Genomic DNA, 19125 nt, shown 5'->3' on the forward strand with positions numbered 1-19125 from the left:
TCAGTCGCGGTCGGCCGACACCGTGTCCGCCTGCTGGAGCATGCCCCGCAGGTTCTCGAAGTAGCCGGCGACCGCCTCGCGCTCAATCCTAATCTTGGCCAGGCGGTCCTCCGCGTCCGCGACCAGGCGTTGCGTGCGCTCCTCTGCCTCCTCGACCATGGCGTCCGCGCGCTCCTGGGCGTCCCGGACGATCGCCGCCGCGGCCTTCTCGGCCTCGCTGCGGGCGTTCTTGACCGTCTCCCTGGCCTCCGTCTCGAAGGTCTCCGCCTCCGTGCGCGCCTGCGCGGTCCGCTTGACCGCCTCGGCGAGCTGGAGGTTCGCCTCGTCGAGGTACTTCTGCGTCTGAGCGACCGCCTCCTGGTGGCGGGTGAGGTACTCCTTCTCGGCCTCGTCGCGGCGGGCGCGCAGCTCGACGTCGAGGTCGATGCGGGCCTGCTCGACCTCGCGGGTGCGCCTGTCGAGCTCCTCCAGCGTGCTGGTGCGCAGGGCCGTCAGCTCGGCATCCAGCGCCGCCCGGGCGGTCGCGGCCTCGGCGTCGTAGACGGCCTGACGCTCGGCGAGCTCGGCGGCAAGGGCGGTGCGCGCCTCCGCGCCCTCCTTGGCGATCTCGGCACGGGCCTGCGCGGTCTCCTTCTCCAGCGCGACGCGCGCCTGCTGCGTCTCGTCGGCCAGCGCGACGCGGAGCTCCTCCGCCTCCCGCTCGAGCTCCAGGCGCTGCTGCTCGCGCTGCGCGGTCAGCTCGTTCTCGGTCGTCGCCCGCTGGTCCGCGAGCTCGACGGTCGTGCGGCGCACATCCTCCGCGAGCTCGCTCCTGGTGCGCTCGGTCTCCTCGGCGAGCCGAGAGCGCGTCTCCTCGGCCTCGGCTGCGAGCTGCGCCTTCGTCTGCTCGACCTCGGCGGCGAGGGCCGACTTCGTGGTGGTGACCTCCGTCTCCAATGCCGACTTCGTCTGCTCCACCTCGGCGGCGAGCTGGGACTTCGTCTGCTCGACCTCGGCGGCGAGGCGCGAGGTGGTCTGCTCGACGTCGGCGGCCAGCCGCGACGCCGTCTGCTCCTTCTCGGCCGCCAGGGCGGAGGTGGTCTGCTCGACCTCGGCGGCCAGCTGCGACTTCGTCCGCTCGACCTCGGCGGCGAGCGCGGACTTCGTGGTGGTGACCTCGGTCTCCAGCGCCGACTTCGTCTGCTCGACCTCCATGGCGAGGGCGGACTTCGCCTGCTCCACCTCGGCGTTCAGCGCGGAGGTGGTCTGCTCGACCTCGGCGGCGAGCGCGGCGCGCGTGGATGCGACCTCGGCCGCGAGCGCGCTGCGCTCCCTCGCCAGCTCGTCGGCGAGCGACGTGCGCGCCGCATCCACCTCGGCCGCGACCTCCGCGCGCAGCTGCTCGGCCTCCGCGTCGAGCTCGCGGCGCTGCCGATCGGCCTCCGCGGCCAGGCGGGCGCGGGTCTGCTCCTCCTCCGCGGCGATCCGGGAGGCGCTCTGCTCGGCGTCGGCGGTCAGCTTCGCCGCGGACGCGATCCGGTCGGCTTCGAGCGCCGCACGGGTCTCCGTGGTCTCGCGCTCCAGCGTCGTGCGGGTCTGCAGCGTCTCGTCCGCCAGGGTCTTGGTGGTGCGCTCCACCTCGTCGGCGAGCTCCGCCGTGGTGCGGGTGACCTCGTCGGCCAGCTCCGCCTTGGTGCGGGTGACTTCGTCGGCCAGCTCGGCCTTCGTCCGCGTCACCTCGTCGGCGAGGGCGGACTTCGTGGTGGCGACCTCGTCCTCGAGGGCGGACTTCGTGGTGGTGACCTCGTCGGCGAGCGCGGACTTCGTCGTCGTGACTTCGTCGTCGAGCGCGGTCTTCGTTCGCGTGACCTCGTCGGCGAGCTCCGCCTTCGTGCGCTCGACCTCGTCGGCGAGCGCCGACTTCGTGGTCGTGACCTCCTCCGCCAGGCGGGCGCGGGTCTGCTCGACCTCGGCGGCGAGCGCGGAGCGGGTCTGCTCCACCTCGGCCGCGAGGGACTTCTTCGTCTGCTCGACCTCGGTGGCGAGGGCCTGGCGGGCGGCGGTGTCCTCCGCGGCGAGGTCGGCGCGGATCTGTGCGGTGTCGGCGGCGAGCGCGGCGCGCTGCTCCTCGACCTCGGCGGCGAGGTCGGCGCGGGCCTGGGCGGCCTCGGCCGCCAGCTCGTCGCGCACCCTGGTCTGCTCGGCGGCCAGCTCGTCATTGGTCTCCGCGACGCGGCGGTCGAGCTCCAGCCGCGTCTGCGCCGCCTCGCGCTCGAACGCGGCGCGGTCGTCGGCGAGGGCGTTCTCGAGCTCGGAGCGCCGAGCGGCGATCGTGCGGTCGAGCTCGGCGGCCTCGGCGCGCGCGGCCTCCGCATCCCGGAGCGCGACGGCCTTCAGCTCGGCGGCCTCGCGGTCGGCCTCTGCGCGGACGGCGGCGGCCTCGCGCTTGCTGGTCGCGCGCACCTCGGCGGCCTCGGTGGCGACCGCCCCGCGGATGGCGGCGGCCTCGCGCATCGCGTCGGTGAGCAGGGTCTCCTTGTCGGCGCGGGTCTTGGCGAGCAGCTCCGTCGACTCGATCTGCGCGTCCTCGAGCATGGTCGCCGCGCGCGCCTGCGCGTCCGCGAGCACCCGCTCGGCCTGCTGCGCGGCGGTCCGTTTGATCTTCTCGATGTCGGCGGCGACCCCGGCGCGCAGCTTCTCCGCGTCGATGTCGGCCTGCGCGATGAGTCGCGTCGACTGCTCCTCTGCGACGCGCAGCGTGTTCTCGAGCTTGGTGCCGAGCCCCGAGTATGTGGGACTGCCGACCTCTTCGATCTCGGCGTTCAGCTCCTCGATCCTGGCCTGGAGGCGCTTGATCTCCTTTGACTGATCCGCGGCCTGGGTGTTCGACTTGATCAGGTCCCGGCGCAGCTCCTGCAGGGCCTGGTCCACTTCTTCCTTGTCATAGCCTCGGAAGACCTGGGTGAAGTTGGTTTCGTCGGTGGCCACTGTGTAACACTCCTGGGGGATTCGGGATGCGAGCCGCGCGCGCGCCGCATCGATCCTACATTTCGCGTCCGGGTACCCGCATGGGGGACTGCGTGAGCGTGCAGGGAACGGTTAGATGCCTCTCAGGGTGCTCCACTATCGTTGTGTGACTGTGCCCGTCCCTCCCCCGTAGGGCTCACGAGGAGTTTGTTTGCGTTTCGTACTCGCCATCGTCGCGTTCGTGGTCGCAGCCGTCATGATCGTCGCCGGAATCGCCCAGCGCACGGTCTTCGCGCCCCCATCGCAGCTGACGGCCTCGGCGACCATCCCTGCCGATACCCGCTACGTGGTCATCGACAGCGCCGTCCTGAACGCCCATCCCGGCCAGCAGACGCTCTCGATCTCGGGAGCACCCGACCCCGCGCACCAGGTCGTCGCCTACGGCCGCACCGCCGATGTGAAGGCGTGGCTCGGCGACCAGGTGTATGTCGCCGTCCGCTACGACGCCGCCGCGGGCGGGCTGAAGACCAAGACGGTCGCGCCGTCGTCGGAGGACCAGGGCGGCTCCGGCGGCTCGACGGCCACCCCGACGCCGGCCCCGACGGCAACCGGTTCCGCGTCGGCCGCCAAGCCCGGACCCAACCCGTCCGGTTCCGACCTCTGGCTGGAGGAGTACGACGGCCAGGACGCCCAGACCACCCGCATGAACATCCCGGACGGCCTGAGCGTGATCGTGGCCAGCGACGGGACGAAGCCAGCACCGAACAAGATCCTGCTGACCTGGCCGGTCGACACCAGCACCCCGTGGGCCTTCCCGCTCATCATCGGCGGCCTCGTGGTGCTCGTGATCGGAATCGCGCTCTACCTGTGGGGGCTCTACACCCACCGCCGGTCGCGCGGGCCACGACGCAAGAGCGGACCCAAGATGCCGAAACTCCCCAAAGCACCCAAGTACAAGCCCACTGCGTCCGGATCCATCGAGTCGTCGCGAGGACGGCGTTCGAGCCGTCGCACCCGCGTGATGGTGCCCGCCGTGCTCGCCGGCGCCCTCGCGCTGAGCGGCATCGGCACGGGCGCGGCACTCGCCGACACCACGAGCACGCCGACTCCGACGGCGACGAGCGGCCCGTCGCAGGGCGACGTCCTGCCTCCCGCGGTCTCCGTTCCGCAGCTGGAGCGCATCCTGAAGCGCATCTCGGTCGTCGCGGCCGGCGCAGACGGGAAGGCCGACGCCGCGCAGGCGAAGACCCGGTTCACCGGGCCCGCGCTGCAGCTGCGCGAGGCCAACTACGCGATCCGGGCCAAGAAGGCGGACGAGCCGGTGCTCCCCGCCATCCCCGCGAGCCCGATCGAGCTGTCCCTCCCGCAGGCCACCGACACCTGGCCGCGGACGGTGATGGCCGTCGTGAAGATGCCGGCCGATGCCAAGGGCAAGGCGCAGGCGCCGCTCGCGCTGGCGCTGGTGCAGGATTCGCCTCGCGACAACTACATGGTCGAGTACGCGATCGCGCTGGAGCCGAACGTGAAGGTGCCGAACCTCGCCCCGGCGAGCATCGGCGCCGCGGCCGTCCGGCCGGACTCCAAGCTGCTGAAGATCAGCCCCGACCAGGTCTCCGCCGCGTACAGCGACATCCTGATGAACGGCGACGCCAGCAAGTGGGCCTCGAGCTTCGACCTCACCGACGACAAGCTCGTCTCGCAGGTCGGCAAGGCCTGGAAGCAGCAGGAGCAGTCCCGGCTGCAGCAGCAGTTCGGCAGCACGTCGTCGCTCACCTTCTCGAGCAGGCAGGGCACGGGCCCGCTGCTGTCGATGGCGACGAACGACTCCGGCGCCATCGTCTGGGTGAACCCGGAGGAGGTGCAGCTGCACAAAGTGCAGGAGGCCGGGGCGCAGGTGATCGCGGGCGCCACCACCGCGGCGCTGAGCGGCGTCGCCCAGTCGAACACCGGCATCGAGTCGGTGTACGGCTACCAGCTCGCCTTCTACGTTCCGCCGGCCGGCTCGGACGAGAAGGTCCGGCTGCTCGGGTTCGCGCAGGGACTCGTCTCTGCGAAGGAAGTCAAGTAGCGCTCGCGCGTATCCTGTTAAGTCGATCCACGCCAGCCGAGGGAGACCGCATGAGCCAGATTCCGCCCACCCCGACCAACCTCCGTGGAGCCGTCGACCTGAGTGCGCTCGTCAACCGGCCCGCGCCGGGGCAGGCGGCCGCGCCGGGCGCCGCCGCGGGTGGCGAGAACGCGGCGGCGGGGGAGCCGCTGCCGCTGCCGAGCCTGTTCTTCGAGGGCACGGACGCCAACTTCAACGACTTCATCGACCTGTCGATGCGCGTCCCCGTCGTGGTGCACCTCGCCGCCACCTGGGCCGAGCCGAGCGCCCAGCTCTCGCCGGTGCTCGATCGTGTGACCGCGTCCCTCGATGGCCGCCTGGTGCAGGTGAAGGTGGACGTCGACGCGAACCCGCAGCTCGCGCAGGCCTTCCAGGCGCAGTCGGTGCCCGCGGTCGCCGCGCTCGTCGCCGGCCGCCCGGTGCAACTGTTCGTCGGCGCTCTGCCCGAGCAGGAGATCCGGGACGTGTTCGCGCAGCTCCTTGAGCTCGCCGCGCAGAACGGCGTGACAGGGACCGTCGCGGTCGAGGGCGGCGCGCAGCCGGAGGGCGCGGAGGCCGACGCCGCCGAGCCCGCGCCGGAGCCGCTGCCGCCGCACCACGCGGAGGCATACGCGGCGATCGAGCGCGGCGACTATGCCACCGCGATCGCCGAGTACAAGACGGCGATCGCCCAGGACCCGCGCGACGCGATGGCGGTCGCCGGTCTCGCACAGGTGAGCCTGCTCGCGCGGCTGGCCGGCAAGACCGCCGACGAGATCCGCAGTGCCGCCGCGGACGCGCCGACCGACGTCGACGCCCAGCTCGGCGTCGCTGACCTCGACCTCTCCGGCGGTCACGTCGAGGACGCGTTCGACCGTCTCCTCTCGCTGTTCCCGACGCTGGACGCGGCGGGCAAGGAGGCGGTGCGCTCGCGCATCCTGGACTATTTCGAGATCGTCGGTGTGGAGGACCCGCGGGTGGCCAAGGCCAGGGCTAGGCTGGCGTCGCTGCTGTACTGACGCGACCCCACGAGCGCCGGCCGGTGGCGGATCCCCTCACCTGGAAGGCCGCACATGCCTCGTGTGCTCGTCGTGGGCGGGACCGGCCTCGCCGGTCGCGCCGTCACCGCTGACGCCGTCGCGAGGGGCCACGACGTCGTCGTCGCCTCCCGTCGCGTCCCCGACGACGATGCGCCGGGTTACGTCACGGGTGCCGTCTACGTCGCCGCCGACCTCGTCTCCGGCGCGGGGCTCGAGGAGGCTGTGGACGGTGCGGACGTGCTCATCGACGCGAGCAACGGCGCCGGCCGCCGGGCGGCGCACGTCTTCGCCACCGGCGCGATGAACCTGGTGCAGACCGCTGCGCGGTTCGGCGTCGGCCGAGCGGTGCTGCTCTCCATCGCGGGCATCGACGACGCCCGGTACCCGTACTACCGGGCCAAGCTCGCGCAGGAGCGCATCCACCTCGACTCCGCGCTGGAGACCCGGATCGTGCGGGCCACGCAGTTCCACGACTTCGTGACGGCGATCTTCGAGCGCGGCCGCAGGTTCGGCACGGTCACAGCGCCCTCCGGGACGCGGTTCCAGCCGATCGCCGTCGACGACGTGGCGCGCGTGCTCGTGGATGCGGCGGAGGGCGCCGGCGAGCCGAACGGCATCGTGACGATCGGCGGCCCCCGCGTGGAGAGCGCACGGTCGCTGGCCAGGCAGTGGAAGCAGGCGAGCGGGACGCGGCGGCCGGTGCTGCCGGTCCGGCTCACGGGCCCGCTGGGGTCGGCATGGCGTGCGGGCCGGAACCTCGCGCCGGAGCACGCGCTCGACGGCCTCGGCTACGACGCGTGGCTCGGCGCTCGCGACTGACGCACCGCGCGAACGCCGACAAACGGTCGCGACACGCCGTCGCCAGGCCGGCGACGCGGCGTGTCGCGCCCGCTCGCCGCTAGCGGCGCGGCCGGAGGAAGAGGGCGCCGAGCGGCGGCAGGGTGAGCACCGCGGAGGAGGGGCGCCCCATCCACGGCTCGTCCACCGCGGTGACCGCGCCGAAGTTGCCGACCCCCGAGCCGCCGTAGTCCTCGGCGTCGGTGTTCAGTAGCTCCTCCCACTCGCCGGCGAACGGCAGACCGACGCGGTAGTCGGAGTGCGGGGTGCCGGAGAAGTTGAGCAGCACCGCGATGGGGGAGCCGTCCGCGTCCTTGCGCAGGAAGGCGAGGACGTTGCCCGCGGCGTCCGAGCCGTCCAGCCACTCGAAGCCGGCCGGATCGTTGTCCCGGGCCCAGAGCTCCGGGTTCGCCCGGTAGACGGCGTTCAGCTGGGCTACGAAGTTCCAGAGGCCCCGGTGCGCAGGCTGGTCGAGGATCCACCAGTCGAGGCCGCGCTCCTCGCTCCACTCCGACGGCTGCCCGAACTCCTGACCCATGAACAGCAGCTGCTTGCCCGGGTGCGCCCACATGAACGCGAGGAACGCCCGCATGTTCGCCAGCTGCTGCCAGTGGTCTCCCGGCATCTTGTTCAGCAGCGATCCCTTGCCGTGCACGACCTCGTCGTGGCTGATCGGCAGCAGGAAGTTCTCACTCCACGCGTACACGAACGAGAACGTGATCTCGCTGTGGTGGTAGCTGCGCCACATCGGGTCCTCGTGGATGTACTGCAGCGAGTCGTGCATCCAGCCCATGTTCCACTTGATGCCGAAGCCGAGGCCGCCCGACGACGTCGGTGCGGTCACCCCGGCGTAGCTGGTCGACTCCTCCGCGATCATCACGGTCCCGGGGTTCCGCTTGTAGGCGGTCGCCGTGACCTCCTGCAGGAAGCCGATGGCCTCCAGGTTCTCCCGGCCGCCGTGGATGTTCGGCTCCCACTCCCCGGCGTTCCGGGAGTAGTCGAGGTAGAGCATCGAGGCGACGGCGTCGACGCGCAGACCGTCGACGTGGAACTCCTCCAGCCAGTACAGGGCGTTCGCGACCAGGAAGTTCCGCACCTGCGAGTTGCCGTAGTCGAAGATGTAGGTGCCCCAGTCCTTGTGCTCGCCGCGGCGCGGGTCGGCGTGCTCGTACAGCGGCTGACCGTCGAAGCGGGCGAGCGCCCAGTCGTCCTTCGGGAAGTGGCCGGGGACCCAGTCCATCAGCACGCCGATGCCGGCGCGGTGCAGCCGGTCGATGAGGTACTTCAGGTCGTCGGGGGAGCCGAACCGGCTGGTGGGGGCGTAATAGCCGGTCACCTGGTAGCCCCACGAGCCGCCGAAGGGATGCTCGGCCAGCGGCAGGAACTCCACGTGCGTGTAGCCGAGGGCGGAGACGTAGTCGATCAGCTGGTCGGCGGCCTCCCGGTAGCCGAGTCCCGGACGCCAGCTGCCGAAGTGCAGCTCGTAGACGCTCATGGGGCCCGCGTGCGGGTCCGTGGCGGCGCGGGCGCGCATCCACTCGCCGTCCTGCCAGTCGTGCCCGCTGACCGTCACGACGGAGGCGGTGTCCGGCGGCGTCTGCGCCAGCTGCGCCATCGGGTCGATCTTGCGCACCCACTCGCCGGAGGCAGCGAGCAGGTCGAACTTGTACAGCGCGCCCTCGCCGAGGCCCGGCACGAACAGCTCCCACACGCCGGAGGAGCCCATGTTCCGCATGGCGTGCATGGTGCCGTCCCAGCCGTTGAAGTCGCCGATCACCCGCACCGCGCGCGCGTGCGGCGCCCACACGGTGAATGCGGTGCCGGTCACGCCGCCGAGGTCGCGGACGTGCGCGCCGAGCGCCGTCCAGAGCTGCTCGTGGCGGCCCTCGCGGATCAGGTGCAGGTCGAGCTCGCCGATCGTGGGCAGGAAGCGGTACGGGTCGTCGGTGGTCCAGGTGCTGCCGTCGCCGTAGCGGGCCTCCAGCTGGTAGGCGCCGGGGCCGACGATGTCGATGCCCTGCCAGATGCCGTGCGCGACGTGCGCCAGCTCGATGTGGGCGCCGTTCGGCAGGATCGCGAACACCGACTCGGCGAGCGGGCGCAGGGCGCGGATGACCGTGACCGGGTCGTCGACGCCGGCCGCGCTCACCCGGTGCTGACCGAGCACGGCGTGCGGGTCGTGGTGGCTGCCACTGGCGACGGCGCGCAACAGGTCGTCGTCCAGGGCGGGCAGGTCGACGGCGGCGGCGCCTTCGGGGATCGGGGTCATCGGCTGGCCTCCACGGGGTTGACGGACACGGGGTCGACGGCGAGGGGCTTGACGGCGAGGATGTGCACGGGCTCGGTGAACGCGTCCAGGCGCACGTAGTTGTCGGCGCCCCAGATCCAGCGCTGGCCGGTCACGACGTCCTTGACCTCGAACTGCGCGCCGAGCGGCAGGCCGAGGGCTGTGACGTCGAGGTGGACCATCGTCTCGCGGACCGAGTGCGGGTCGACGTTCGCGACGATCAGCATCGCGTCGGGCCTCCCGCTGCGGGTGAACCTGCCGGCCAGGTACTTGGAGTACACGAGGATGGCGTCGTCGTCGCTCGCGTGGACGCGCAGGTTGCGCAGCTGGCGGAGCGCGGGATGCTCGCTGCGGGTGCGGTTCAGCATCGTCAGGTACGGCGCGAGCGAGCGGCCCAGCGCCTGCGCCCTGGCGTAGTCGCGCGGCCGGTACTCGTACTTCTCGTTGTCGATGTACTCCTCGGCGCCGGGACGCGCGACGTTCTCGTACAGCTCGTAGCCGGAGTAGACGCCCCAGGTCGGCGCCGCGGTCGCGGCGAGCGCCGCGCGGATCTTGAAGGCGGCGGGACCGCCGAACTGCAGGTACTCGGTGAGGATGTCCGGGGTGTTCACGAACAGGTTCGGGCGCAGGAAGTCCGCCGTCTCCTCGGCGAGGCCGGTGAAGAACTCGGTGAGCTCCTCTTTGGTGTTCCGCCAGGTGAAGTACGTGTACGACTGCTGGAACCCGGCCTTGGCGAGGGTGTGCAGCAGGGCAGGCCGGGTGAACGCCTCGGCGAGGAAGACCACGTCGGGATCGGTCGCGTTCACGGTGTGGATGAGCCATTCCCAGAAGCGCAGCGGCTTGGTGTGCGGATTGTCGACGCGGAAGATGCGCACGCCGAGCGACATCCAGTACCGGACGATCCGCAGCACCTCGGCGCGCAGGCCCTCGTAGTCGTTGTCGAAGTTGATCGGATAGATGTCCTGGTACTTCTTCGGCGGGTTCTCCGCGTAGGCGATGGTGCCGTCCGGGAGGGTCGTGAACCACTCCGGGTGCGAGGTGACCCACGGGTGGTCGGGGGAGGCCTGGAGCGCCAGGTCGAGCGCCACCTCGAGTCCCGCCTGCTTGGCCTTGCCGAGGAAGTAGACGAAGTCCTTCTCGGTGCCGAGGTCCGGGTGGATGGCGTCGTGGCCGCCCTCCGCGCTGCCGATCGCCCACGGCGACCCCGGGTCGTTCTCGCCCGCGTCCAGGGTGTTGTTCGGCCCCTTGCGGAACGTCCGGCCGATCGGGTGGATGGGCGGCAGGTACACGACGTCGAAGCCCATGGCGGCGACCTCGGGCAGGCGCTTGGCCGCGGTCCGGAAGGTGCCGGACTGCCACGATCCGTCCGCGAGCTGCTTCGCGCCCTCGGAGCGCGGGAAGAACTCGTACCAGCTGCCGACACCGGCGCGGGTGCGCTCCACCAGCACAGCACGGGTGGCGGAGAGCGACGGCAGGGCGACGACAGGGCGCTCGGTGAGGATGCGGACGATCCGCTCGTCCACGGCGGCGGCGAACCGCTCATCCACGGTCTTCGCGGTGTCGGCGACGGTCTTCGCCGCCTCGGAGAGGTGCCGGCGCTCCGCGGTGCTGCGGCGCTTGTCCGCCGCGGCTCGCACCAGCAGGTCGTGGCCCATCGTCAGCATCAGCTCCACGTCGATGCCGGCGGGGACCTTCACCTCGGCGTTGTGCCGCCAGGTGGCGTACTCGTCGGCGTAGGCCTGGATGCGGTAGCGCCAGAGGCCCTCCGCCTCCAGCTGGACCTCCACCTCCCAGCGGTCGGTGCCCGGCGCGATCGCGTGCATCCTGTGCTCGGTCTGCACTCCGGACGGGTCGAGCAGGAGCAGATCGACGCCGATCCTGTCGTGGCCCTCGCGGAACGCCGTGGCGCGGAACGGGACGACCTCGCCGCTGTACGCCGTCGCCGGCCAGTGGCCCTCGTCGACCTGCGGCGAGAGCCCCAGGATCGGGATGCGGGGGAGGAGGGGCTCATAGGCCGTGTCGACCGCGGTCGGCGGTTCCTGGGTCTCCGGTCCGGCCGCCTCTGCCGCGGCGGCTGCTGGTCTGGTCGCTGCGTTCTTACCCACAACCCAGACCGTACACTCATTAACCTTCTCGCCATGAGCCTCCCTTATGCTCGTGCGAGTGAAGGCCATCCGTAGATTCACCGTCCGAGCCGTCCTGCCCGAGAACCTCTCCGCGCTGGAGGAGATCGCCGGCAACCTCCGCTGGTCCTGGCACGAGCCGACCAAGGAGCTGTTCGCGCGCATCTCGCCGGAGCTGTGGCAGCAGGTCGAGCACGATCCGATCGCGCTGCTCGGCTCCGTCGACCCCGCTCGGCTCGCCGAACTCGCCGGGGACCAGGGCTACGTCGACTGGGCCACGCACATCCGCGACGACCTGCGCGCGTACATCCACGATCCGCGCTGGTACCAGTCGCTCGGTGCGGACGCACCCGCCTCGATCGCGTACTTCTCGCCCGAGTTCGGCATCGCCGCGGCGCTGCCGCAGTACTCCGGCGGTCTCGGCATCCTCGCGGGCGACCACCTGAAGGCCGCGAGCGACCTCGGCGTCCCGCTCGTCGGCGTCGGGCTGTTCTACCGCTCCGGCTACTTCTCCCAGGCGATCACGCCCGACGGCTGGCAGCTGGAGAGCTATCCCGTGCTGGACCCGGACGGCCTGCCGCTGAGCGTGCTGCGCAACCCGGACGGCACGCCCGTCCAGATCACGCTGGCCCTGCCGGATGGCGTGCTGCACGCCAGGGTCTGGCAGGCCGCGGTCGGCCGCGTGCGCCTCCTGCTGCTCGACACCGACATCCCCGAGAACGAGGAGCGGCTGCGCTCGGTCACCGACCGGCTGTACGGCGGCGGCGGCGAGCACCGGCTGCTTCAGGAGCTGCTGCTCGGCATCGGCGGCGTGCGCGCGGTGAAGGCCTGGACGGAGCTGACCGGCGCCCCGCAGGCGGAGGTGTTCCACACCAACGAGGGCCACGCCGGCTTCCTCGGCCTGGAGCGGATCTCCGACCTGATCGGCGATGGCCTGACCTTCGACGAGGCGCTCCAGATCGTGCGCGCCGGCACGGTGTTCACGACCCACACGCCGGTGCCCGCCGGGATCGACCGCTTCGACCGCCCGCTGGTCCAGCGGTACTTCTCCACCTCGCTGCTGCCGGGCGTCGAACCTGACCAGGTGCTCGCACTCGGCGCTGAGGACTACCCGGGCGGATCGCCGGATGTGTTCAACATGGCGGTGATGGGCCTGCGCCTCGGGCAGCACGCCAACGGCGTCTCACGTCTGCACGGCGAGGTGAGCAGGCAGATGTTCGGCGGCCTGTACCCGGGCTTCGACAGCAACCAGGTGCCGATCGACTCCGTGACGAACGGCGTGCACGCCCCGACCTGGACCGACCCGATGCTGCGGGCGCTCGCCCTCGAGCGGCTGGGCACAGACGACACAACGCACGCCGACTGGGGCAACGCGGGGGCGGTCAGCGACCTCGACCTCTGGGGCGTGCGCAACCGGATGCGCGAGCAGCTCGTCCGCGACGCCCGCCGCCGCCTCCAGGCCGCCTGGGAGGAGCAGAACCCCGGCGGGATCGCGCCAGCGTGGATGTCGGACCTGCTCGACCCGAACGTGCTCACCATCGGCTTCGCCCGCCGCGTGCCCACCTACAAGCGGCTGACGCTGATGCTGCACGACCCCGAACGGCTGCGCAACATCCTGCTGAACCCCGAGCGCCCTGTCCAGTTCGTGATCGCAGGCAAGTCGCACCCGGCCGACGACGAGGGCAAGCGGCTCATCCAGAAGCTCGTGCAGTTCGCCTCCGAGCCGGAGATCCGCTCGCGCATGGTGTTCCTGCCCGACTACGACATCGGGATGGCGCAGCTGCTCTACCCGGGCACCGACGTCTGGCTGAACAACCCGCTGCGCCCGCTCGAGGCGTGCGGCACCTCCGGGATGAAGGCGGCGCTGAACGGCGCGCTGAACCTGTCCATCCTCGACGGCTGGTGGAACGAGTTCTACGACGGCGAGAACGGCTGGGCGATCCCGTCCGCCGATGCCGCGGGCGACGGCGCCGAGCGCGACGCGCTGGAGGCCGAGGCGATGTACGACCTCATCGAGCACCAGATCGCGCCGCGGTTCTATGACCGCGACGCCGACGGCGTGCCCGCTGCCTGGGTGGGCCAGATCCGGCACACCCTCGCGACGCTGTCCTCGCCGCTCAGCGCGGAGCGGATGGTCCGCGAGTACGTGGAACGGCTGTACGTGCCGGCCGCGGGCTACGAGAAGCGCCTGACCGCGGACGACTGCCTCAAGGCGCGCGAGCTCGCCGCCTGGAAGGGCCGTGTCCGCGCCGCGTGGCCCGGCGTGAACGTCGCCCACGTTGACGCGGGCGGCCTGGATGCGGTCCCGCAGGTCGGCGACGAGCTGCACGTCCGCGCGCTCGTGCACCTGGGCGGGCTGAAGCCCGAGGATGTGCAGGTGCAGCTCGTCGCCGGGCGCAGCCGCGACGGCGACGAGCTGGTGGACCTGCACTTCGAACCGCTGACGGTGGACTCGGGCATCCCGGGCGCCGACCCGTCGGTCGCCCACGAGTTCACCGGGGCCATGCGGCTGACGTGGGCGGGCTCGTTCGGCTACACCGTGCGCGTCGTGCCGGTCAACGACCTGCTGCTCTCGCCGGCCGAACTGGGCCTGGTCGCGGTCGCCGGCTGACCCGGACGACAGCGGGGACGCCACCTGCCGTGTGCGCGGGCGCGACGCGGCGTGTCGCGTCCCCGCCGTCGCGCTACTTCGCGATCGCGGCGTAGCGGCCGGAGACGACGGCCAGCAGGTCGCCGGGCGCCAGCTCGATATCGAGCCCACGGCGGCCGCCGGAGACGAAGACGGTGTCGAAGAGCTGTGCGGTCTCGTCGATCACGGTGACGTGCGCCGTCTTCTGCCCGACGGGGGAGATGCCGCCGACCACGTAGCCGGTCCTGCGCTCGGCGACGGACGGATCGGCCATGCTCGCGCGTTTGGCGCCGACGGCAGCGGCGAGCGCCTTCAGGTCGAGCATCCCGGTCACCGGGACGACGCCGACCACGATGCCGAGCTCGGTGTCCGCGAGCAGCGTCTTGAAGACGCGGTCCGGCTCGACGCCGAGCGCCTCGGCCGCCTCCAGGCCGAACGAGGGGGCCGCCGGGTCGTGCTCGTACGGGTGCAGGGCGAACGGGACGCCCGCGGCGGTCAGGGCGACAGTGGCCGGGGTGCCGGCGGAGGCGGGGCGCTTGGCCATCAGGCGGCGTCCGCCGCCCCGGCGTCCGTGCCGGCGTCCGTCCCGCTGCCGGTTGCGTCGGCCGCCTGCACCCGCGGCCCGTTCGCCCGGTACAGCTGCATGGATGCTCCGCCGACCAGCCGCGTCGCGCCGGGTGCGATCTCCGCGCCGTCCTCCTCGATCGGCACCTCGGTCGCGCTGTCCCAGAGCAGCTGATACGACGTGACGCCGGGAGCGACCGGAAGGGACACCTCGACGTCGTCCTCGACGCCGTGGACGATCAGCAGCACCCGGTTGAACTCCTCTCGGTCCGGCGTCGAGGCCGCCAGGTACTGCAGGGTGCGGTTCTCGGGCGAGTTCCAGTCCTCGTCGTCCATGTACGCGCCGGAGGCGTCGTACCAGTCCATGTGGCTCGCGTTCGGGGTGGTCTCCCCGAGCACCGCGAACCGGCTCGGTCGCAGTGCCGGGTTCTCCCGGCGCAGCTGCAGCAGCCGCTTGGTGGTGTCGACCATCTCGCGCTGCTCGCGGGTGCGCAGCCAGCTCAGCCAGGTCAGCTCGCTGTCGTGGCAGTAGGCGTTGTTGTTGCCGCGCTGGCTGCGGCCGAACTCGTCGCCGGCCGTGATCATCGGGACGCCCGCCGAGAGCAGCAGCGTCCCCATCAGGTTCCGCATCGCCTTCCGCCGATCGAGCAGGATGCGCTCGTCGACCGTCGGCCCCTCGACGCCGTGGTTGAACGACCGGTTGTTGTCCGTTCCGTCGCGGTTGTCCTCGCCGTTGCCGAGGTTGTGCTTCACGTCGTAGGCGGTCAGGTCTGCCATGGTGAAGCCGTCGTGCGCCGTCACGAAGTTGACGGAGGCGAGCGGGCCGCGCTCCGGCGAGAAGGTGTTGGACGATCCGGCGAGCCGGGTGGCGAAGCCGCCGATCCCGATCGGCGCCTGGCCGTTGCGCCGGGCGCCCGCGATGTCGGCGAGCCAGAAGGTGCGGACGCGGTCGCGGTAGCGGTCGTTCCACTCGGACCAGCCGTCGCGGTCGCCGGTGGGGCCGGGGAAGTTGCCGGTCTGCCAGCCGCCCATCCCGACATCCCACGGCTCGGCGATCAGCTTCGTGTCGGCGAGCACCGGGTCGTGCAGGACCGCGTTGATGAGGGGATGCTCCCTGCTGTACGAGACGTCCCGACCGCGGCCGAGGGTCACGGCGAGGTCGAAGCGGAAGCCGTCGATCTGCACCTCCTGCGCCCAGTAGCGCAGCGAGTCCAGCACGAGCCGCTGCGGAACCGGGTGGCCGAAGTCGACCGTGTTGCCGCAGCCGGTCACGTCGATGTACACCCCGGCGTCGTCGTGGCGGTAGTAGGTGGCGTTGTCGATGCCGCGGAGGCTCGTGGTGGGGCCGCCGATGCCCTCCTCCGCCGTGTGGTTGTAGACGACGTCGAGGATGACCTCGAGGCCGGCCTCGTGCAGCAGCTTCACCATCCCCTTGAACTCCGCGAGCACGGCGTCCGGCCCCGCCGCCTGCGCCGAACGGGAGGCGTACGGCGCGTGCGGGCTGAAGAAGTTCAGCGTGTTGTAGCCCCAGTAGTTGGTCAGCCCCTGCTGGATGAGGCGCTGCTCCGAGACGAACGCGTGGACGGGAAGCAGCTCCACCGCCGTGACGCCGAGGTCCTTCAGGTAGGCGATCGTCGACTCGTGCGCGAGCCCGGCGTAGGTCCCGCGCAGCTCCTCAGGGACGTCCGGGTTCAGCCGGCTGATGCCGCGGACGTGCGCCTCGTAGACGACGGTGTGGTCGAGCGGCGTCCGCGGCTTCTGCGACGAACCCCAGTCGAAGCCGTCCGCGATGACCGTCGACCGCCACTCCTCCGCGGAGACGCGGACGAGGCCGCGGGCGTACGGATCCAGCAGCAGGGTCTCGGCGTTGAACACGTTCGCCGGCGCCGTCGGACCGGTGACCCGGAGCGCGTAACGGGTGCCGACCTGCAGGGTGCGCGAGCGGCCCACCCAGACGTTCCCGCCGTCCTTCGTCATCGGCACGGTCTTGACGAGCCAGTTCGGGTCCTTGGCGTCGAAGATGCACAGCTCCATCGCGGTGGCGTTCTCGGAGTACACCCGGAGCTCGCCGCCGTGCGGGCCGACGCGGACGCCCAGGTTGCGCAGAGGATCGGCGGAGGTCATGCGATCTACAGTAGTGACAGGCTCCTGAACGCTCGGGCCTGGGATGCGCCGCGCGGCGCACGAGGAGGGGAAGCGGTGCCGGTCTACCTCGACCACGCAGCCACGACGCCGATGCGACCGGAGGCCGTTGAGGCCTTCACCGGTGCGCTCGGCGTCGTCGGCAACCCCGCGAGCATCCACAGCCAGGGGCAGCAGGCACGTCGCATGCTCGAGGAGGCGCGGGAGACCGTCGCGGAGACGCTCGGCTGCGACCCCGTCGAGGTGGTGTTCACCTCCGGGGGCACCGAGGCGATCAACCTGGCGATCAAGGGGATGTACTGGGCGCGGAACGCGGACGCGGCGCGCCCGCGCATCCTGGTCCCCGGCGGCGAGCACCACGCGACGGTCGACACCGTCGAGTGGCTGGAGCGTGCGGAGGGCGCCCGGCCGCAGTGGCTGCCGCTCGACGCGGAGGGCCGCATCGAGCCGCCGTCGTTCGCTGAGGCCGGGGATGTCGCGCTGCTCACCATGCTCGCGGTGAACAACGAGGTCGGCACCGTGCAGCCGGTGGCGGCGCTCGCCGCGGAGGCCCGGGCGGCCGGCGTCCCGGTGCACGTCGACGCCGTCGCCGCGTATGGCCATCTGCCCGTCGACTTCGCCGGGCTCGGCGTGGATGCGCTGAGCGTCTCGGCCCACAAGATCGGCGGCCCGGTCGGCATCGGCGCCCTCGTCCTGGCGCGATCGTCGGCCGTTGTGCCGCTCATCCACGGCGGCGGCCAGCAGCGCCAGGTGCGCAGCGGCACCCAGGACGTCGCGGCCGCGGTGGCGTTCGCGGCGGCCGCGCGGGCGAGCGCTGCGGAACGGGAGACGGAGCCGATACGGCTGGCCGCGCTGCGCGACCGGCTCATCCGCGGTGTGCTCGCCGCGGTGCCGGAGGCCGTGCTGAGCGGCCCCGCACCCGCGTCCGGCGAGCGCGTCGCGTCGAACGCGCACTTCGTCTTCCCCGGCGCGCAGGGCGATTCGCTGCTGTTCCTGCTCGACATGGCCGGAGTGTCGGTGTCGACCGGTTCGGCGTGCCAGGCGGGCATCCCCGAGCCGTCGCATGTGCTGCTGGCGATGGGGCGCAGCGAGCAGGAGGCGCGCTCGGCCCTGCGCTTCACCCTCGGCCGAACGTCGACCGAGGCGGATGTGGATGCGCTGCTCGCGGCACTGCCCGGCGCCTACGCGCAGGCGGCGCGCGCCGGCCTCGCCGACCGGGCGCCCCGGATCGGCTGACGCGGCGTCGCCCTCGCCCCGGCGGCGGCGCACGCGCGCTCGGCCCTCGGCGGGCGTCCAGGCGGCCCCGGCGTAGAATCTCCGGGTGCGAGTTCTAGCGGCGATGAGCGGTGGTGTCGATTCTGCAGTGGCGGCGGCGCGTGCCGTGGAAGCCGGCCACGACGTGGTCGGGGTGCACCTGGCGCTCAGCAGGATGCCCGGGACGCTGCGCACCGGCAGTCGCGGCTGCTGCACGATCGAGGACTCGATGGACGCGCAGCGCGCGGCCAACGTCATCGGCATCCCGTACTACGTGTGGGACTTCTCGGAGCGGTTCAAGCTGGACGTCGTCGACGACTTCATCGCCGAGTACTCGGCGGGCCGCACGCCGAACCCGTGCATGCGCTGCAACGAGCGCATCAAGTTCGCGGCGCTGCTGGAGAAGGCGCTCGACCTCGGCTTCGACGCCGTCTGCACCGGCCACTACGCCAGCATCCGCACCGATGCGGACGGCAACCGCGAGCTGCACCGGGCGAGCGACTGGGCGAAGGACCAGTCGTACGTCCTCGGCGTGCTCACCGCCGAGCAGCTCGCGCACGCGATGTTCCCGCTCGGCGCGACGCCGTCGAAGGCGGAGGTCCGCGCGGAGGCGGCTGCGCGCGGCCTGAGCGTTGCGAACAAGCCGGACTCGCACGACATCTGCTTCATCCCGGACGGCGACACCCGCGGCTGGCTGGCCGAGCGGGTGGGAGCCGAGACCGGCGACATCCTCGACCGAGACGGCAACCGGCTCGGAACGCACGAGGGCGCGCACGCGTTCACGGTCGGCCAGCGCAAGGGGCTGAACATCGGCTACCCGTCGCCGGACGGCCGCCCGCGGTTCGTGCTCGAGGTGCGGCCGAAGGAGAACACGGTCGTCGTCGGGCCCAAGGAGGCCCTGGACATCGCCGAGATCGCCGGGTCGCGGTTCACCTGGGCGGGGCAGCCGCCGGTGGATGCGCACGCGCCGTTCGCGTGCGACGTGCAGATCCGCGCGCACGCCGATCCCGTCCCCGCTGTCGCGGTGGTGCGCGACAGCGAGTTGGTCGTCCGCCCCGACACGCCGCTCGACGGCGTCGCACCCGGCCAGACCGCCGTGATCTACGTCGGCACGCGGGTACTCGGCCAGACCACGATCGACCGCACGGTCTCCGCCGTCCCCGCCTGAGACGGCAGCTGCTTCGCGGCCCGCTCACAGTTCGTGACGAATCGCCGTC

The 19125-nt window shown here is 71.8% G+C and carries 11 protein-coding genes; 6 read left to right on the forward strand and 5 right to left on the reverse strand.

The window, feature by feature from the left end; all coding sequences use genetic code 11:
* Window positions 1–2967, reverse strand: a complete 2967-nt coding sequence (locus AAME72_RS15865) for a DivIVA domain-containing protein (protein WP_348787513.1) — start codon at window positions 2965–2967, stop codon at window positions 1–3.
* Window positions 2968–3157: 190 nt separating this feature from the next.
* Here AAME72_RS15865 and AAME72_RS15870 point away from each other — a divergent pair, with 190 nt between their 5' ends.
* From AAME72_RS15870 to AAME72_RS15880, 3 genes are read left to right on the forward strand one after another with little or no spacing between them, the layout of a single operon-like run.
* A complete protein-coding gene (locus AAME72_RS15870) occupies window positions 3158–5014 on the forward strand; it encodes a hypothetical protein (protein ID WP_348787514.1) in 1857 nt (618 codons plus the stop codon).
* A gap of 50 nt (window positions 5015–5064) precedes the next feature.
* Complete coding sequence (locus tag AAME72_RS15875) at window positions 5065–6051, forward strand: tetratricopeptide repeat protein (RefSeq protein WP_348787515.1); 987 nt, start codon at window positions 5065–5067, stop codon at window positions 6049–6051.
* Window positions 6052–6105: 54 nt separating this feature from the next.
* Window positions 6106–6891 (forward strand): NAD(P)H-binding protein, encoded by a 786-nt coding sequence (locus tag AAME72_RS15880; RefSeq protein WP_348787516.1) that lies wholly within the window; start codon window positions 6106–6108, stop codon window positions 6889–6891.
* 79 nt (window positions 6892–6970) lie between these two features.
* Here the strand turns inward: AAME72_RS15880 and glgB are convergent, their stop codons facing one another.
* Both glgB and AAME72_RS15890 read right to left on the reverse strand, forming a co-directional pair.
* The gene (gene glgB, locus AAME72_RS15885) at window positions 6971–9178 is read right to left on the reverse strand and encodes a 1,4-alpha-glucan branching protein GlgB (RefSeq protein WP_348787517.1); all 2208 of its coding nucleotides are present in this window, start codon (window positions 9176–9178) and stop codon (window positions 6971–6973) included.
* Window positions 9175–11187: an alpha-1,4-glucan--maltose-1-phosphate maltosyltransferase gene (locus tag AAME72_RS15890; protein WP_348790153.1), complete on the reverse strand. Its 2013-nt coding sequence runs from the start codon at window positions 11185–11187 to the stop codon at window positions 9175–9177. The genes glgB and AAME72_RS15890 overlap by 4 nt, the downstream gene beginning before the upstream one ends.
* Before the next feature lie 172 nt (window positions 11188–11359).
* Here AAME72_RS15890 and glgP point away from each other — a divergent pair, with 172 nt between their 5' ends.
* The gene (glgP, locus tag AAME72_RS15895) at window positions 11360–13930 is read left to right on the forward strand and encodes an alpha-glucan family phosphorylase (protein WP_348787518.1); all 2571 of its coding nucleotides are present in this window, start codon (window positions 11360–11362) and stop codon (window positions 13928–13930) included.
* Window positions 13931–14003: 73 nt separating this feature from the next.
* Here glgP and ybaK read toward each other — a convergent pair whose 3' ends face one another.
* A complete protein-coding gene (gene ybaK, locus AAME72_RS15900) occupies window positions 14004–14492 on the reverse strand; it encodes a Cys-tRNA(Pro) deacylase (RefSeq protein WP_348787519.1) in 489 nt (162 codons plus the stop codon).
* Window positions 14492–16636: a glycogen debranching protein GlgX gene (glgX, locus tag AAME72_RS15905; protein WP_348787520.1), complete on the reverse strand. Its 2145-nt coding sequence runs from the start codon at window positions 16634–16636 to the stop codon at window positions 14492–14494. The genes ybaK and glgX overlap by 1 nt, the downstream gene beginning before the upstream one ends.
* A 75-nt stretch (window positions 16637–16711) precedes the next feature.
* On the opposite strand from glgX, the gene AAME72_RS15910 reads away from it, so the two are divergent.
* Together AAME72_RS15910 and mnmA are read left to right on the forward strand one after the other, a co-directional pair.
* A complete protein-coding gene (locus AAME72_RS15910) occupies window positions 16712–17890 on the forward strand; it encodes a cysteine desulfurase family protein (RefSeq protein ID WP_348787521.1) in 1179 nt (392 codons plus the stop codon).
* 85 nt (window positions 17891–17975) lie between these two features.
* Window positions 17976–19076 (forward strand): tRNA 2-thiouridine(34) synthase MnmA, encoded by a 1101-nt coding sequence (gene mnmA / locus AAME72_RS15915; protein WP_348787522.1) that lies wholly within the window; start codon window positions 17976–17978, stop codon window positions 19074–19076.
* The last annotated feature ends 49 nt before the right edge of the window (window positions 19077–19125 follow it).

This window comes from Leifsonia sp. NPDC080035 (assembly GCF_040050925.1).
Classification (GTDB): Bacteria; Actinomycetota; Actinomycetes; order Actinomycetales; family Microbacteriaceae; genus Leifsonia.

Coding starts and splice junctions, on each gene's coding strand:
- AAME72_RS15880 (WP_348787516.1), top strand. CDS start 6,106: ATGCCTCGTGTGCTCGTCGTGGGCGGGACCGGCCTCGCCGGTCGCGCC.
- glgX (WP_348787520.1), bottom strand. CDS start 16,636: ATGACCTCCGCCGATCCTCTGCGCAACCTGGGCGTCCGCGTCGGCCCG.
- ybaK (WP_348787519.1), bottom strand. CDS start 14,492: ATGGCCAAGCGCCCCGCCTCCGCCGGCACCCCGGCCACTGTCGCCCTG.
- glgB (WP_348787517.1), bottom strand. CDS start 9,178: ATGACCCCGATCCCCGAAGGCGCCGCCGCCGTCGACCTGCCCGCCCTG.
- AAME72_RS15875 (WP_348787515.1), top strand. CDS start 5,065: ATGAGCCAGATTCCGCCCACCCCGACCAACCTCCGTGGAGCCGTCGAC.